The organism is Pseudomonas sp. DTU12.1, assembly GCF_009873475.1.
In the GTDB taxonomy this organism is placed as follows: domain Bacteria; phylum Pseudomonadota; class Gammaproteobacteria; order Pseudomonadales; family Pseudomonadaceae; genus Aquipseudomonas; species Aquipseudomonas proteolytica.
On sequence record NZ_CP045254.1, the window covers coordinates 3,183,938 to 3,200,844 of the forward strand.

General features: G+C 62.2%; 10 protein-coding genes. 3 read left to right on the forward strand and 7 right to left on the reverse strand.

Annotated features, from left to right (window positions below; translation table 11 throughout):
* Positions 1-41: 41 nt before the first annotated feature.
* The gene (locus tag GDV60_RS13790; RefSeq protein WP_256679300.1) at positions 42-497 is read left to right on the forward strand and encodes a hypothetical protein; all 456 of its coding nucleotides are present in this window, start codon (positions 42-44) and stop codon (positions 495-497) included.
* 339 nt (positions 498-836) lie between these two features.
* Here GDV60_RS13790 and GDV60_RS13795 read toward each other — a convergent pair whose 3' ends face one another.
* The 7 genes from GDV60_RS13795 to tpx form a co-directional block, all read right to left on the reverse strand.
* Positions 837-1,583 carry an SDR family oxidoreductase gene (locus GDV60_RS13795; RefSeq protein ID WP_029291594.1) on the reverse strand — a complete coding sequence of 249 codons (747 nt, stop codon included), beginning with the start codon at positions 1,581-1,583 and terminating at the stop codon, positions 837-839.
* 87 nt (positions 1,584-1,670) lie between these two features.
* The gene (locus tag GDV60_RS13800) at positions 1,671-3,767 is read right to left on the reverse strand and encodes a bifunctional diguanylate cyclase/phosphodiesterase (RefSeq protein WP_092236802.1); all 2,097 of its coding nucleotides are present in this window, start codon (positions 3,765-3,767) and stop codon (positions 1,671-1,673) included.
* 769 nt (positions 3,768-4,536) lie between these two features.
* Complete coding sequence (locus tag GDV60_RS13805) at positions 4,537-6,063, reverse strand: efflux transporter outer membrane subunit (protein ID WP_224791080.1); 1,527 nt, start codon at positions 6,061-6,063, stop codon at positions 4,537-4,539.
* A complete protein-coding gene (locus GDV60_RS13810; RefSeq protein ID WP_029291587.1) occupies positions 6,060-9,167 on the reverse strand; it encodes an efflux RND transporter permease subunit in 3,108 nt (1,035 codons plus the stop codon). Before GDV60_RS13810 ends, GDV60_RS13805 begins: the two co-directional genes overlap by 4 nt.
* A complete protein-coding gene (locus GDV60_RS13815) occupies positions 9,164-12,265 on the reverse strand; it encodes an MdtB/MuxB family multidrug efflux RND transporter permease subunit (protein ID WP_159907705.1) in 3,102 nt (1,033 codons plus the stop codon). The genes GDV60_RS13810 and GDV60_RS13815 overlap by 4 nt, the downstream gene beginning before the upstream one ends.
* Positions 12,262-13,566 carry an MdtA/MuxA family multidrug efflux RND transporter periplasmic adaptor subunit gene (locus GDV60_RS13820; RefSeq protein WP_104912416.1) on the reverse strand — a complete coding sequence of 435 codons (1,305 nt, stop codon included), beginning with the start codon at positions 13,564-13,566 and terminating at the stop codon, positions 12,262-12,264. Before GDV60_RS13820 ends, GDV60_RS13815 begins: the two co-directional genes overlap by 4 nt.
* A 233-nt stretch (positions 13,567-13,799) precedes the next feature.
* Positions 13,800-14,300 (reverse strand): thiol peroxidase, encoded by a 501-nt coding sequence (gene tpx / locus GDV60_RS13825; RefSeq protein WP_159907707.1) that lies wholly within the window; start codon positions 14,298-14,300, stop codon positions 13,800-13,802.
* 168 nt (positions 14,301-14,468) lie between these two features.
* Between tpx and GDV60_RS13830 the strand changes: the two genes are divergently transcribed.
* Together GDV60_RS13830 and GDV60_RS13835 are read left to right on the forward strand one after the other, a co-directional pair.
* Positions 14,469-15,761 (forward strand): glycosyltransferase, encoded by a 1,293-nt coding sequence (locus GDV60_RS13830; protein WP_159907708.1) that lies wholly within the window; start codon positions 14,469-14,471, stop codon positions 15,759-15,761.
* Between the two features lie 66 nt (positions 15,762-15,827).
* Positions 15,828-16,733, forward strand: a complete 906-nt coding sequence (locus tag GDV60_RS13835) for an AraC family transcriptional regulator (RefSeq protein WP_092237470.1) — start codon at positions 15,828-15,830, stop codon at positions 16,731-16,733.
* Positions 16,734-16,907 lie beyond the last annotated feature (174 nt).

A 16,907-nucleotide genomic window follows, 5' to 3' on the forward strand; every position in this document is an offset into this window, starting at 1 on the left:
GTAGGGGAGGTCCATTTTCTCCATTGCTCAGGAAACGTTTGATGCGAGGTGTACTGCCGCCCTTCTTCCATCTTCCGCTCCCACCCAACTACATGCGGGTGGCCGAACGGCGCGAAGTTCGCCAGTTGAACGGGCCAGCCGGGCGCCCGGCGGGTGACCATCGTTCGGCAGAAAGGATTATCGAACAGAGCCCGGTACTCAAGGACTTCCTGGAAGGCAATGATCGCTTTCAGGTCGATGTGGACCTCAAGCGCCATCTGGGGGATTGGACACAGTCCAACACAGACCCCGAGGCCCGCGCCGATGCGATCTACAACCTGGAAAAAGTGCTGCGCTTCATTGATAACCTGGACGAAGACAAGCTCAAGGGCAGCGAGGAACGTAATGGCAAGATCGACGGGTTTTCCGACTTGGGCGTCACCATCCTGCATGACTCGGAGGCAGATCGCCTGGACCAGTTTGCGCGTCGGGGGTATCAGGCGTTAGGCACTTTCTGACACGGGTTCGTGTCGGTGGCTGGCAGAACGTGGTGAGGCGATTGGGGCGGCTTCGCCACCCAGCGCGGGGCAAGCCCGCTCGCCACAGAAAATCTGCGATCCACAGTAAGTTCCTAGCTGCCGCAACGCCCCCCCTGTGGCGAGGGGGCTTGTCCCCCGTTGGGCTGCGCCAGCAGCCCCAAAACCAGCCACCTCGGTATATCTGGCACAACGTGGTGAGGCGATTGGGGCGGCTTCGCCACCCAGCGCGGGCGATGCGGCGTTCCGACAAGCCCGCTCGCCACGAAAAGCCAGGGAGCCCCGCCCCTTTGTGGGGGGGCTCTCAGCACCCAGGCAGGATCAACGCCCGCCGCCAAGATCCAGAAATGTCCCGGTGGTGTACGAGGCCTTGTCCGATAACAACCAGACAATCGCTTCCGCCACTTCATCAGGGCGCCCGCCTCGGGCCATGGGAATGCCCGGCTCAAGCTTGCTGACCCGGTCCGGGTCGCCGCTCAAGGCGTGGAATTCAGTGAAGATATAACCCGGGCGCACCGCGTTGACCCGGATCCCCTCGCCCGCCACTTCCTTGGACAAGCCAATGGTAAAGGTGTCCAGCGCGCCCTTGGACGCCGCGTAGTCCACGTACTCACCGGGCGAGCCCAGGCGTGCCGCCACCGAGGACACATTGACGATGCTACCGCCCTGCCCGCCGTGCTTGGGCGACATTCGCAGCAATGCATGCTTGGCGCACAGGATCGGGCCCAGCACGTTGGTCTTGAGGATTTTCAGGATGCGGAACTCGGACATTTCGTCGACCCGCGACTTGTGGCCGACAGTGCCGGCGTTGTTCACCAGCGCGGTGACGCGACCCAATTCGGTGTCGACACGGTTGAACAGGCTGATCACTTCGTCTTCGATGCTCACGTCGGCGCGCACCGCGATGGCCTGGGCGCCGAGTGCGCGGACCTGCTCCAGCACACGCAGGGCGGCTTCTTCGTCAGACTGGAAATTGATGCAGATGCGATAGCCCTGCCGGGCCGCCAGCAAGGCCGTGGCGGCCCCGATCCCACGACTGCCACCGGTAATGATGACGACTTTGTCCATGTGTACTGACTCCCCATTCAACCCAGGCTGTTGGATCCAAGAATACCTGTGCCTGCCAGGTTTTGCATGGACCGGGGTCAATTGATCTCAGGGTTGGGTAAACGGCGGCCGGGTCAGTTGTTCCTTGGCCACGATGGCGCTCATAAATGTATCCGGCGGCAGCGGGTGGCCCAGGTGATAGCCTTGCAACGAGTCACAGCCCAGACGCGTGAGGAAATCCTGCTGCATGTCGGTTTCCACCCCTTCGGCGACGATGCGCAGGCCGAGGGCCTGGCCCAGGGCGACAATCGCCGAGACGATGGCGGCATCGTCACTGTCATGCTCCAGGTCCCGTACAAAACCGCGGTCGATCTTCAGCTCGTTGGCCGGCAGGCGCTTGAGGTACATCAGGCTGGAATAACCGGTGCCAAAGTCGTCGATTGACAGGTCAACGCCCATTTCCGAGAGTTTCTGCAACACCGTCATGCTGGCATCGGCATCGCTCATGGCGGTGGTTTCGGTGATTTCCAGGGTCAGGCTGTTGGCCGGCAACTGGTGACGCTGCAGGGCGTTGGCCACACTGGTGACCAGCCCGGCATGGCAGAACTGCAAGGCCGACAGGTTGACCGCGATGCGCCAGTCCCGATACCCCTGGGCAAACCACACTTGCATTTGCCGGCACGCTTCGTTGAGCACCCAGTCGCCGATGGCAATGATCACCCCAGTCTTTTCCGCCAGCTCGATAAACTTGTCCGGCAGCAACAAGCCATGTTGTGGATGCTCCCAGCGCAACAGCGCCTCGGCGCCGACAGCGCGGCCACTGAGGGCGTCGAACTTGGGTTGGTAGTACAGGCGCAACTGCTGTTGGTCCACCGCATTGCGCAAATCCTGCAACAGTTGCAGTTGCCGGCGCGCGTTGGTGTTCATCGATACATCAAAAAAGCTGTAGCCGTTCTTGCCCATGCTCTTGGCGTGATACATCGCCGCATCGGCATTCATCAACAGTTCCTGGGGCGTTGCTCCGTTGCCGGGGAACAGGGCGATACCGACGCTCGCGGAAATATTCAGGTCATGCTCCGCTACTCGGAATGACTGGTTGATTAGGCCTACCTGGCGCTCGGCCAGGCGCAGGGCATCGTCGGGCTGGCTCAATTGCACCAGCAACACGAACTCATCGCCACCGATCCGGGCCAGGGTGTCCTGGCTGCGCAGATCTTCACGCAGGCGCAGGCCCACTTCGCGTAGCAATTGGTCACCCATATGATGGCCAAAGGCATCGTTGACGGGTTTGAAGCCGTCCAGGTCGATAAACATCAGGGCAAAACAGCCGCCCTGCTCCGCCACCAACTGCATAGCCTGCTGAATGCGATCGGCCAACAGCGTACGGTTTGGCAAGCCGGTGAGCGTGTCGTGCAAGGCCAAGTGGGTGAGTTCCTGGTTGGCCAGGGACAGGGAATCGGCCAGCACGGCGGTACGGGCTTCCAGGCGCGCGTCAAGCAACGAGGTCAACAGCGCAATGGCCAGCACCGCCAGGGTGGTCACCAGTACCAGGTTATCCAGGCCGCTGCCGCTCAGGCCATCCACCGACGCCCCGCAAAAGCTGCCATCGGCAAAACGGGCAGCGGCCATGCCGGTGTAATGCATGCCGACGATGGCCACGCCCATCACCACCGCTGCCCCACCCCGCGCCAGGCGTACATAGGGGGTATTGCGCCGCAGGTTGAAGGCAATCCACAGGGCGGCGGCCGAAGCACCGACGGCGATCAGCAGCGAGGCAGCGAACAAGGTGGGGTCGTAGTCGATCCCCGGGGTCATGCGCATGGCGGCCATGCCGGTGTAGTGCATGGCGCTGATGCCGGCGCCCATGATCAAGGCGCCAAAGCCCAGCTGCCAGGCCGGCAAGCGCGGTTGATTGACCAGCCAGAGGGCAAAGCCGCTGGAGAGCATGGCGATCAGCAGCGACAGCGCGGTAATGCCAATGTCGTACCCCAGGGTGATGGGCAGGCTAAACGCCAACATCCCGATAAAATGCATCGACCATACGCCACAGCCCATGGCCAGTGCCCCGCCGGCCATCCACAGGTACACCGCCCGCCCCTTGGCCGTGGCAATGCGGCCGGTCAAGTCAAGGGCGGTATAGGAAGCGAGGATCGCCACCAGTAGGGAAATCAGGACCAGTGCGGGGGAATAACTGCCGGTAAGCATGGGGCTTCTCTAGGGATGACAGTGCGAGCGGCATCCATGCCGGGAAAGGCCGAGGATTGTAGCGAGAATAATTCTTGTATAGGTGAAATATTGTCACAAGGCCATCACCTGAAATCGCCCTTTGACGAACAGCCTTCCCTGTGGCGAGCGGGCTTGTCGGAACGCCGCATCGCCCGCGCTGGGTGGCGAAGCCGCCCCAATAGCCTCACCCAGCTCCGCCAGATACACCGAGGGGGATGGTTTTGGGGTGGCTTTGCCACCCAACGGGACTAGCCCCCTCGCCACAGGGGGGGTGTGGCCTGGAGTTTGCTGCGCACGCTGAGTTTTTGTGGCGAGCGGGCTTGCCCCGCGCTGGGTGGCGAAGCCGCCCCAATGGCCTCACCCAACTGCTGTCAGATAGACCGAGGGGGATGGTTTTGGGGTGGCTTTGCCACCCAACGGGGGACTAGCCCCCTCGCCACAGGGGGGGGTGGCCTGGAGTTTGCTGCGCACGCTGAGTTTTTGTGGCGAGCGGGCTTGCCCCGCGCTGGGTGGCGAAGCCGCCCCAATGGCCTCACCCAACTGCTGTCAGATAGACCGAGGGGGATGGTTTTGGGGTGGCTTTGCCACCCAACGGGGGACTAGCCCCCTCGCCACAGGGGGGGGTGGCCTGGAGTTTGCTGCGCACGCTGAGTTTTTGTGGCGAGCGGGCTTGTCGGAACGCCGCATCGCCCGCGCTGGGTGGCGAAGCCGCCCCAATGGCCTCGCCAACTGCTGTCAGAGATACCGACTACTCTTCGCGTGGCTGCATCTGACCGTCCCATCCGCCGCCCAATGCGGCGATCAGTTGCACACTGGCGACCAGCCGGGTTTGTAGCAAGGTCAGCACGGTGCGTTCGTTGCTCAATGCCGTGGCCTGCACGTTAACCACGTCCAGGTAGGCGATCAGGCCCGCCTTGTACTGGTTCTGGGTCAGGCGCAGGGATTCGCGGGCAGATGCCAGGGCTTCGTTGCTCACACCCGCCTCGTCTTCCAGGACCTTGAGCTGGACCATGTAGTTTTCCACCTCGCGGAAACCGTCGAGCACAGTCTGGCGGTACTTGGCCACGGTTTCGTCGTAGGACGCTTCGGCGCGGTCAACTTCCGCCGAGCGTTGCCCGCCGTCGAACAGGGTCATCGCCAGTTTCGGCCCCACCGACCAGAAACGGTTGGGCAGGCTGATCCAGTCGGCGTAGGTGCTGCTGGAATAACCACCAGCCAGGCTTAGGGTCAGGTCGGGGTAGTAGGCGGTTTTCGCCACGCCAATATTGGCATTGGCGGCGATCACCGCCCGTTCGGCCGAGGCGATGTCTGGCCGGCGCTCCAGCAATTGTGATGGCAGGTTGGCAGGGATCTGCGGCAAGGCGGGAATATCCTTGCTCACCGCCAGGTTGAAGGTGGCCGGGGCTTCGCCGATCAGTACGGCGATGGCGTTTTCCAGCTGTGCGCGCTGCCAGATCAGGTCGATCATGCTGGCCTGGGTGCTTTTGAGCTGGGTCTGGGCCTGGGCCACGGCGTCTTTGCCGGAGACACCGGCGCGATACTGGTTTTCAGTCATTTGCAGCGAGCGCTGGTAGGTCTCGACGGTGCTTTGCAGCAAGCGTGTCTGTTCGTCCATGACCCGCAGTTGCAGGTAGTTCTGCACCAACTCCGACTGCTGGCTCAAGCGCATGGCGGCCAGGTCTGCGGCGCTGGCTTGCTCGCTGGCGTTGCTGGCTTCCAGGCCACGGCGCAACTTGCCCCAGATATCCGCTTCCCAACTGACACCCAGCTGGGTGTTGAGGGTGTCGCGGATACCGCTGCTGGAGCTGCTCAGGCTTGCATTGCTGCTACCGGTGCCCTGGCTGGCGCGGGTTTTACCGGCGCTCAGGTCGACCGTGGGGAAAAAGGCGCCACGGGAACTGCGCGCAGTGGCCTGGGCCTGACGGTAGCGGGCTTCGGCCTGGGCCACGGTCTGGTTGGCGTTGTTGAGCTTGTCCACCAGGTTGTTGAGTTGCTGGTCGCCATACAACTCCCACCAGGCGCCACGGGCCAAGGCATCGCTGGGCGCCGCCTGGCGCCAGCCCTGGGCTTCTTTGTACTGCGCCGGCTCAGCCACTTGCGGGCGCTGGTAATCGGGGCCGATGGCGCAAGCGCTGAGCAATACGGCGCAAAACACGGTAGGCGCGAGCTTGCTCGCGAAAAACCTGAGGCCCCGGCGGTGAGTCAGGTGCCCCGCGTCATGGTTGGCGTTTTTCGCTGGCAAGCCAGCGCCTACAGGGAGGTGCGTTGCGGTCATAACGGAGTGTCCAGGGCAGCGTCGGTACGCACCCCGCGCCAACCGTTGAAACGGTGGCGCAGGCGGTCGAGATAGAGGTAAACCACCGGGGTGGTGTAAAGGGTCAGGATCTGGCTGAACACCAGCCCGCCGATAATCGTCAGGCCCAGGGGCTGGCGCATTTCCGCGCCTTCGGCGGTACTCAGCAGCAACGGCAAGGCACCGAGGATTGCCGCCAGGGTGGTCATCAGGATCGGTCGCAAGCGCAGCAGGCAGGCGCTGCGAATCGATTCCAGGGGCTGCATGCCTTCCTTGCGCTCCAGTTGCAGCGCCAGGTCGATCATCAGGATCGCGTTTTTCTTCACCACGCCGATCAGCAGGAACAGGCCCAGCAACGAGATCAGGCTGAACTCGCCGCCCAGCACGTAGATCGACAACAGCGCACCAACCCCGGCCGACGGCAAGGTCGAAAGGATGGTCAGCGGGTGGATGTAGCTCTCATACAAAATCCCCAGCACCAGATACACCGCCACCAACGCGCCGAGAATCATGAACGGCTGGCTTTTCTGAGTGGCGGCAAAGGCATCGGCGGTGCCCGCCATCTTGGCGATGACGTCTTCGGGCAAGCCGACCTTGGCAATCGCCCGCTCGATAGCGGCCGTGCCCTGCTCCACCGTGACCCCGGGGGCCATGTCGAAGGCAATGTCTTCGGAAGCGAACTGCCCTTCGTGGCTGACACGGTCGTCGGCCAGGCTGTTTTCGTAGTGGGCGATGGTCGACAGCGGGATCCGCGCGCCATCGGCGGTAATCACTTGCACCTGATTGAGGGTGATCGGGTCCTGGGCGTATTTTGGATTGACCTCCATCACCACCCGGTACTGGTTGAGGCTGTCATAGATGGTGGAAATCTGCCGCTGGCTGTAGGCGTTGTTCAGCACCGAGGTGACCATGTTCATGTCGACGCCCAGGCGCTTGGCCTGATCGCGGTCGACAATCAACGTCACCTGCTGCGCGCCACGGCCTTCGCGGGCGTCGATCGCGGTCAGTTCCGGCAGCTCACGCAGCGCGGCGACCACTTTCGGGTACCACAGGCGCAAGGCGGCCAGGTCGCCACTTTGCAGGATGTAGGAGTACTGCGAGGACGTCTGGTCGCGGCCGCCGCCAAATTGCAGGTCCTGGTCGGCCATCAGCATCAAGCGACCACCCGGTACCAGCGGCACTTCTTTACGCAGGCGCTCGATCACCGCCTGGGCCGACAGCTTGCGTTCCTTGATCGGCTTGAGCCGCACCAGCATCACCGCGTTGTTGGTGCCGTTGCTGCCACCGATAAAGCCGGCCACGCTCTCCACTGCGGGGTCTTGCAACACTGCTTTGCGGAAAATCTCCATCTTCGGCTGCATGACGCTAAATGACAGGCCGTCATCGCCGCGCACAAAACCGATCAGTTGCCCGGTGTCCTGTTGCGGCATAAAGGTTTTGGGGACCACCACATACAGCGCGATATTCACGCCAATGGTCACCAGCAGGCTGAGCAGGGTAAGGCGTTTGTGCCGCAGCACCCAGTCCAGGCTGCGGGCATAACCCGCCACCATATGGTCGTTGACCTTCTGGCTCCAGCGCTGCAAGCCGGTCTGCTGCCCTTTGACATGGGGCTTGAGCCAGCGCGCGCAGAGCATCGGCGTCAGGGTCAGGGAGACCACCAGCGAAACGATGATCGCCGCCGCCAGGGTGATGGAGAATTCACGGAACAGACTGGTGACAATCCCGCCCATAAACAGGATCGACAGGAACACCGCCACCAGCGAAACGTTCATCGACAGCAGGGTAAAGCCGACCTCCTTGGCCCCAAGATACGCCGCCTTCATCGGCGCGATACCGTCGTCGATATGCCGCGAGATGTTCTCCAGCACCACGATGGCATCGTCCACCACCAGGCCAGTGGCCAGGATCAGGGCCATCAGCGACAGGTTGTTCAGGGAAAACCCGTACAGGTACATGATCGCAAAGGTGCCCACCAGCGACACCGGCACCGCCAGGGTCGGGATCAGCGAGGCGCGGAAGTTGCCGAGGAACAGGTACACCACCAGGATCACCAGGGCCACGGCAATCAGCAGGGTCATTTCCGCCTCATGCAGGGTGGCGGTGATCACCGGCGAGCGGTCCATGGCCAGGTTGAGCTTGACGCTGGACGGCAGCACCGCCTGCAGCGCCGGCAACTGCGCCTTGATCTGCTTGACGGTCTCGATGATGTTGGCACCGGACTGGCGGTTGATCACCAGCAACACCGCCGAATCATTGTTGAAGAAACCACTGTTGTAGCGGTCCTCGACGCCATCGCTGATCTTCGCCACATCGCTCAGGCGCAACGCCGCGCCGTCCTGGTAGCGGATCAGCAGCGGCTCATAGTCCTTGGCCTTTTCCAACTGGTCGTTGGCCTGGATCTGCCAGTTACGCTCGCCGTCTTCCACCGAGCCCTTGGGCCGGCGCACGTTGGCATTGGCAATGGTGTCGCGCACTTCATCCAGGGACACGCCGTACTGGTCGAGAGCCTTGGGTTCGAGCTCGATGCGCACCGCCGGCAGGGAACTGCCGCCGATCTGCACTTCACCCACACCCGGTACCTGGGACAGGCTTTGGGAGAGGATGGTCGAGGCCAGGTCATACAACTGGCCCTTGGGCAACACGTCCGAGGTCAGCGACAGCACCATGATCGGCGCCTGGGACGGGTTGATCTTGCGGTAGGTGGGCATGCTGCGCATGCCGCTGGGCAACAGGTTGCGCGAGGCGTTGATCGCCGCCTGCACTTCCCGCGCCGCGCCGTTGATATCGCGGTCGGAGTCAAAGGCCAGGATCACCCGGGTCGAGCCCTGGCTGGACGAACTGCTCAGGGTGGTGACCCCGGCAATCGCGCCGAAGGAGCGCTCCAGGGGCGTAGCCACGGTAGACGCCATCACTTCCGGGCTGGCGCCAGGCAGGCTGGCGGAGACCACAATCACCGGGAAGTCGATCTGTGGCAGCGGCGACACCGGCAACAGGCTGAAACTGACACCGCCCAGCAACATGATCGCCAGGCTCAGCAGCATGGTGGCTACCGGCCGGCGAATAAAAGGTCCGGACAGGTTCATGGCTCAACCGGCTCCAGCGCTTCGGGGGTCTTGCGCCAGCGACGGCCCAGGCGGTCGAAGTACAGGTAGATCACCGGGGTAGTGAACAGCGTAAGGACCTGGCTCAACAGCAAGCCGCCGACCATCACCAGGCCCAGGGGCTGACGCAGTTCGGCGCCGGAGCCGGTGGCCAGCATCAGGGGCACCGCACCGAACAGCGCCGCCAGGGTGGTCATCAGAATTGGCCGGAAGCGCAGCAGCGCCGCCTGGTAGATCGCGGTCTGCGGGTCCAGGCCCTGGTTGCGTTCGGCGTCGAGGGCGAAGTCGATCATCATGATCGCGTTCTTCTTCACGATGCCGATCAGCAAGATGATGCCGATGATCGCGATCATCCCCAGGTCGTTGCCCGTGAGCAGCAGCGCCAACAGGGCCCCCACCGCTGCCGATGGCAGGGTCGAGAGAATGGTGATCGGGTGGATGTAGCTCTCGTACAACACGCCGAGCACGATGTACATGGTGACCACCGCCGCCAGGATCAGCAGCAAGGTGCTCGACAGCGAGGCCTCGAACGCCTGGGCGGCGCCCTGGAACTGGGTCTGCACGCCGACCGGCATGCCAATGTCCTTCTGCACCTGGTTGATCAGCTCCACACCTTTGCCCAGGGCCACGCCGGGTGCCAGGTTGAACGACATCATCACCGCCGGGAACTGGCCGATATGGGTAATCGCCAACTGGGCCTGGCGCTGCTCGATGCGGGCCAGGCTCGATAGGCGCACCTGGCCGCCGTCGGTGGTTTTCACATGGATCTGGTTCAGCGCATCCGGCCCCAGGGTTTCGCCGGACTGGGCCTGCAGCACTACGCGGTACTGGCTGGCCTGGGTGTAGATCGTGGAGATCTGCCGTTGGCCAAAGGCGTCATACAGGGCGTCGGTGATATTGGCCACCGACACGCCCAGGCGCGAGGCGGCATCGCGGTCGATCACCATGTACACCTGCAAGCCCTTGTCCTGCAGGTCGCTGGCGACATCGGTGAGTTCCGGATACTGGCTCAGGGCCTGTACCAGCTTGCCGCTCCACAGTGCCAACAGGTCCGCATCCGGGGAGGACATGCTGAACTGGTACTGGGTGCGACTGACGCGGTCTTCGATGGTCAGGTCCTGCACCGGCTGCATGAATAGGCGGATGCCCACCAGCTTGTCCAGCGTCGGCTGCAGGCGCGCAATCACCTCGACAGCGCTCAAGTCCCGCTCTTTATGGGGCTTGAGGTTGATCAGCAGGCGGCCAATGTTGAGGGTGGCGTTATCGCCATCTACCCCAATGTAGGACGACAGGCTTTCCACCGCCGGATCTTCGAGGATGATCTTCGCCAGTTCTTGCTGGCGCTGGCTCATGGCAGCAAAGGAAATCGACTGCGGCGCCTCGGAAATGCCCTGGATCACCCCGGTGTCCTGCACCGGGAAGAAGCCCTTGGGCACCACCAGGTACAGCACCACCGTCAGGCCCAGGGTGGCGATGGCCACCAGCAGGGTCAGCGGTTGGTGCTTGAGCACCCATTGCAGCTTGCGCCCGTAGGCAGCCACCAGCCAGTCGATCCAGGCGCCGCTGGCCTTGTAGAAACGGCCCTGTTCTTCTTCCTTGGGTTCGCGCTTGAGCAGGCGCGCGCACATCATCGGCGTCAGGGTCAGGGACACCACCAGGGAAATCAGGATCGCCACCGCCAGGGTGATGGCAAATTCGCGGAACAGCCGCCCGACCACATCGGCCATGAACAGCAGCGGGATCAATACCGCGATCAGCGACAGGGTCAGGGAAACCAGGGTGAAGCCGATCTGCTTGGCGCCCTTGAGCGCCGCGGCCATCGGTGTCTCGCCTTCCTCGATGTAACGGGAAATGTTCTCCAGCATCACGATGGCATCGTCCACCACGAACCCGGTGGCGATGGTCAGGGCCATCAGGGTCAGGTTGTTGATGGAGAAACCGGCCAGGTACATCACGCCAAAGGTGCCGATCAGGGACAACGGCACGGCAATCGACGGGATGATGGTGGCGCTGAAGCGACGCAGGAACAGGAACGTCACCATTACCACCAGGGCAATGGCGATCAGCAATTCATGCTGCACATCGGTGACCGAGGCGCGAATGGTCTGGGTGCGGTCGGTGAGCACCGTCACGTCGAGGCCCGCGGGCAGGTTGTCGGTGATGCTGGGCAGCAGCGCCTTGATCCGGTCCACCACCTCGATCACGTTGGCGCCCGGCTGGCGCTGGATATTGAGCAGCACCGCCTGGTTTTCATTGGCCCAGGCAGCAAGGCGTTCGTTCTCGGCGCCATCGACGATCTGCGCGACGTCCTTGAGGCGCAGCGGCGCACCGTTGCTATAGGCCAGGATCAGTTCGGCGTACTGCTCGGGGGATACCAACTGGTCGTTGGCGTCGAGCATCGACACCCGGGTCGGGCCGTCGAAGTTACCCTTGGGCTGGTTGACGTTGGAGGCGGCGATCAGGCTGCGCACGTCCGCCAGGTTCAAGCCGTTGGCGGCCAGGGCCTCGGGGTTGACCTTGATCCGCACCGCCTGGCGCTGACCGCCGGCGATGCTGACCATGCCCACACCGCTGATCTGCGCGATTTTTTGCGCCATGCGCGTATCGACCAGGTCATTGAGCTTGGGCAACAACATGGTCTTGGAAGTGATGGCCAGGGTCAGCACCGGGGTATCGGCCGGGTTGACCTTGTTGTACACCGGGGGCGCCGGCAGGTCCGAAGGCAGCAGGTTGCTGGCCGCGTTGATTGCCGCCTGCACCTGTTGCTCGGCGACGTCCATGTTGACGTCGAGGTTGAAGCGCAGGGTCAACACCGAGGCCCCACCGGAACTGGTCGAGGCCATCTGCGTCAGGCCGGGCATTTGCCCGAACTGGCGCTCCAGGGGCGCAGTGACCGCGCTGGTCATCACGTCCGGGCTGGCGCCGGGGTACAGGGTCATGACGCGGATGGTCGGGTAATCCACCTGGGGCAAGGCTGACACCGGCATCAAGCGATAGGCGATCAGGCCAGCCAGGACAATGGCCAGCATGCTCAGGGTGGTGGCGACGGGCCTGAGGATGAACAGCCGTGACAGGTTCATGCGCCGGCCTTTTGCGCCTTGCCGGCATCCGCCGCCGGGCTGCTTTCGCCTTGTGCCGCGGGCTTGCCCTGCAAATGTTCAGTGGGGGTGGTGGGCACCTGGTTGCTGTCGTTGACCACTTCGACGTCGGTGCCGTCCTTCAAGCGATCGGTGCCTTCGAGTACCACGCGATCGCCGGCAGCCAGGCCTTCCTTGACCACGGTGTTCTGGCCATCGGTATCACCAATGACCAGGGTACGGATCTTGACCTTCTTGTCAGCGTCCAGGGCATAGACAAAGGTGCCGTTGGTGCCGAACTGGATCGCCGCCGATGGCACCAACACCACGTTTTTCAGGGTGTCGGCCAACAGGCGCACGTTGACGAACTGATTGGGGAACAGCACCTGGTCCTGGTTATCGAAACGGGCCTTGAATTTCAGGGTGCCGGTGGCGACATCGATCTGGTTGTCCAGGCTCTGCAATACGCCGGTGGCCTGTAGCTGCAGATCGCCACGGTCCCAGGCCTGCACCGGCAGCTTGTTGCCGGTACGGTAGCGGGCCAGCACGGTTTGCAGGCTGTTCTCCGGCAAGGTGAAGGCCACGCTGATCGGTTGGGTCTGGGTGATGATTGCCAGGGCGGTGGTGTCGTTGGCCGCCACCAGGTTGCCGACGTCCAGTTGGCGCAGGCCGACACGGCCGGAGATCGGCGCGCGGATCTGGGTGAATTCAAGGTTGAGCTTGGCGTCATCCACCGCACCCTGGTTGGTCTTGACCGTACCCTGGTATTGCAGGACCAGCGCGGCGGCGGTGTCCAGGGTCTGCTTGGCGATACTGTCTTGTTCATACAGGCCGCGATAACGCTCAAGGTCAACCTGGGCGTTTTTCAGTTGGGCCTGGTTTTGCAAAAGCGTGCCCTGGGCCTGGAGCAAGGCGTTCTGGTAGCTGCGCGGGTCGATTTGCGCCAGCAGGTCGCCGGCCTTGACCATCTGCCCTTCTTCAAAGGCGATCTTCACCAGCTCTCCCCCAACCCGGCTGCGCACATTGATGGTGTTCAGCGCCGTCACAGTGCCAAGCGCCTTGTAGTACACCGGGAAGTCCCCGGTGACCGCAGGTGCAACACGCACGGGCACCGCAGCGCCGGAGCCGCCGAAGCCGGGACGCATCATCCCCGTCTTGCTGGTCCTGGCTGCCGGGGCCTCTTTCTGGGCGGAGCCTGCCGGCCAGAACTTCCAGCACAGGCCGGCAATCACCAACAGGACAAGCAAGCCAAACAGCCAGCGGCGGGAACTACGGGGAGACGATTGCATGGATTGATCAACCATTGGATGCGAGGGCTTCTTCTTTGGGAGGCTGAAAGATAAGCACTGGGGCGCGTTTAGAAAAGCGCCTTTACCGGCTATTTACCTTCGGGCTTACAAACATTTACTTTTCGAGGTGAAACATCAGCAATTTGGGCTAAACCGCTGAAGCACAAATGAAAACGGCCTGGACTAGGCCAGGCCGCAAGCATGCATCATACGTGTTACTGCAAAGCGACAGTAACGGGCTGGAACAATTACTTCAGTACAGCCAGGGCCGCTTCGTAGTTTGGTTCTTCGGCAATCTCGCCAACCAGTTCGCTGTGCAGCACTTTGTTGTTTTCATCCAGAACCACCACGGCGCGGGCGGTGAGGGCCTTGAGGGCGCCATCGGCAATCGATACACCGTAGTCAACGGCAAAGTCGGCGCTGCGGAAATCCGACAGGCTCTTCACGTTTTCCAGGCCTTCGGCACCGCAGAAGCGAGCCTGGGCGAATGGCAGGTCGGAGGAGATGCACAGTACAACGGTGTTGTTCAGGTCGTTGGCCTGGGCGTTGAACTTGCGCACCGAAGTCGCGCAGGTCGGGGTGTCAACGCTTGGGAAGATGTTCAGTACTTTGCGCTTGCCGGCGAAAGTCGCCAGGGTGACGTCCGACAGATCGCCTGCGGTCAGGGAAAAGTCGAGGGCCTGGGTGCCAACTTGCGGCAACTCGCCTTCAACCTGGACCGGGTTGCCTTTGAGAGTGACTTGAGCCATTAACGGAATCCTTATGCTGGGTTAGATGAAACGAATTCGAGAGGCAGAAGTTAACCACAAAGTGCGATTGACACCTATGGCCGAACACAAAATGTCATGACTGCGCCCGGGCCGGGCGGCTGTGGTTTAATTGCGCCGCTTTTGCCCTGCCCTTGAAGGAATTCATCGTTGAACAATCAGCCTGCCACCCGCGTCCTGGTCATTGGTTATGTCTGGCCGGAGCCCCGTTCCTCAGCTGCGGGCGGGCATATGATGCAGATCCTCGAGAGTTTTCTTGCTCAAGGCTGGGAAATAACCTTCAGCAGCCCGGCGGCCATCGGCGAGCACAAGGCCGACCTTGCCGCCCTGGGCATCCGCGAGTGCGCCATCGAGCTCAATAACAGCAGTTTCGACGAATTTATTCGGGAACTCGCCCCGGATATCGTGCTGTTCGACCGTTTCATGATGGAGGAGCAGTTCGGCTGGCGGGTCGAGAAGCACTGCCCGGACGCCTTGCGCGTACTGGAAACTGCAGATTTGCAGAGCCTGCGCGATGCCCGCCATCAGCGCCTCAAGGACCATCTCAAGAGCCAGCCTGACGCAGATGATTTCAGCCCGCTGTTCGCTCCCGCCCTGGATGAGGAATTCCAGTTGATGGCGCCAACCGACCTGGCCAAGCGCGAAATCGCAGCGATCTACCGCTGTGATATCAGCCTGATGATTTCCGACGTCGAGATCCAACTGCTCACCGAGCACTTCAAGGTGCCCCGCGCCCTGCTCCACTGGTGCCCGTTGATGATCGAGCAGCCCAGCGAAGCATTTGTGCCGTTTGAAGACCGTGCGCACTTCCTGAGTATCGGTAACTTCCGCCACGCCCCCAACTGGGATGCCGTGCTGTGGATGAAGAACAGTCTCTGGCCCCTGATCCGCCAGCAACTGCCGGGCGCCCAGTTGCATATCTACGGCGCCTACACTCCGCCCAAGGCCACCGCGCTGCATAACCCGGCCCAGGGCTTTCATGTGATGAACTGGGCCGAAGACGCACTGCAAGTCATGTCAGCCGCACGCATCTGCCTGGCCCCCTTGCGCTTCGGCGCCGGGATCAAGGGCAAGCTGGCGGACGGCATGCTCTGCGGTACACCCAGCATCACCACCCCAATCGGTGCCGAAGGCATGGCCGACGGGCAGCCTTGGCCCGGAGCGATCGCCCACAGCGCCAGCGCCCTGGCCGCCGCTGCCGTGGCACTGTACACCGACCCGCAAGCCTGGACCGCGGCCCAAGCCGCTGGCCGCGAACTGCTGGCCCGACGCTATGCCCCGCAACTGCACGGCCCGGCGCTGGTCGAGCGCCTGCAACTTTGCCGTGGCGAACTGGCGCAACATCGACGCAACAACTTCACCGGCAGCATGTTGCGCCACCATCTGCATAAAAGTACCCAGTACATGGCGCAGTGGATCGAGGCAAAAAACCGCACGCTCTAAATGCTGGCGAGGTGCTGCGCAACGGGGCATTATCGGTTGCGCGACCATAATAAAAGCGACGCCAGCATGACTCGAGCCGCGCGAATCACCGACCCCTCCTATGAACTGATGGACGACCACAATGGCCTGTCCATCATCTATCGCCAGCATGGTTTCCCCTGCCCGCTGGTGCGCTGGCATTTCCATAAGGAATACGAGCTGCACCTGATTATTGCCAGCTCCGGCAAAGTGTTTATCGGCGACTACATCGGCAACTTCTATCCAGAAAGCCTGTTCCTCACCGGGCCCAACCTGCCCCATAACTGGATCAGCCAGGTGGCCGAAGATGAGGTGGTGCCCAAGCGCGACATGCTGGTGAATTTTACCGACGAGTTGTTTGATAGCGCCGTCCCGGTCTTCAGTGAGCTCAAGGCCCTGGCGCCGTTGCTGGAACGGGCCAAGTACGGCATCGAGTTTCGCTGCAAGCACACCATCGCCCAGGCCATGAAGCTGATGCAGCAGATCGAAGAGGCGCGTGGCGTGGCGCGGCTCGGGCACTTTTTGATCCTGATGGAGGTGTTGAGTGCCTGCGAGGATTACCAGTTACTTTCCGGGGTGACCACCCCGCAGCTGGCCGATGAGCACAGCATCGACCGCACCAACCGCGCGGTGGACTATATCTTCGCCCATTACGGCCGGGAGTTGCCCCTGGAAGAAGTCGCCGACCACCTGGGGATGAAGCCGACGTACTTTTCCAGGGTGTTCAAGCAGGCGACCGGGCGCACTTTTATCGAATTCGTCAACCGGCTGCGCATCAGTAAATCCTGCGAACTGCTGGCCGATGGTGACAAGGCCGTCACCGACGTGTGCTTTGAATCGGGGTTCAACAATATCTCCAACTTCAACCGGCGCTTTCAGCAGCTCAAAGGCATGACCCCCTCCCATTATCGGCGCCTGGCGATGCAGCGCTTGACCGAACAGAACCTGGCCTGAGCCCGGGGCCGGGAAAAGGCCGCGCACATCAGTGCAAAAAAGTATCAGTGCAAGTGCGCTCAAGGATTTGTCACCGCGCCTTTAGAAGGCTGTAATCAACGCACACTCTTCCTGCAGCCATGGAAGACACAACAACAATAACTGTCCTTCTGTAGCCCCTGGGCGCAGAAACGG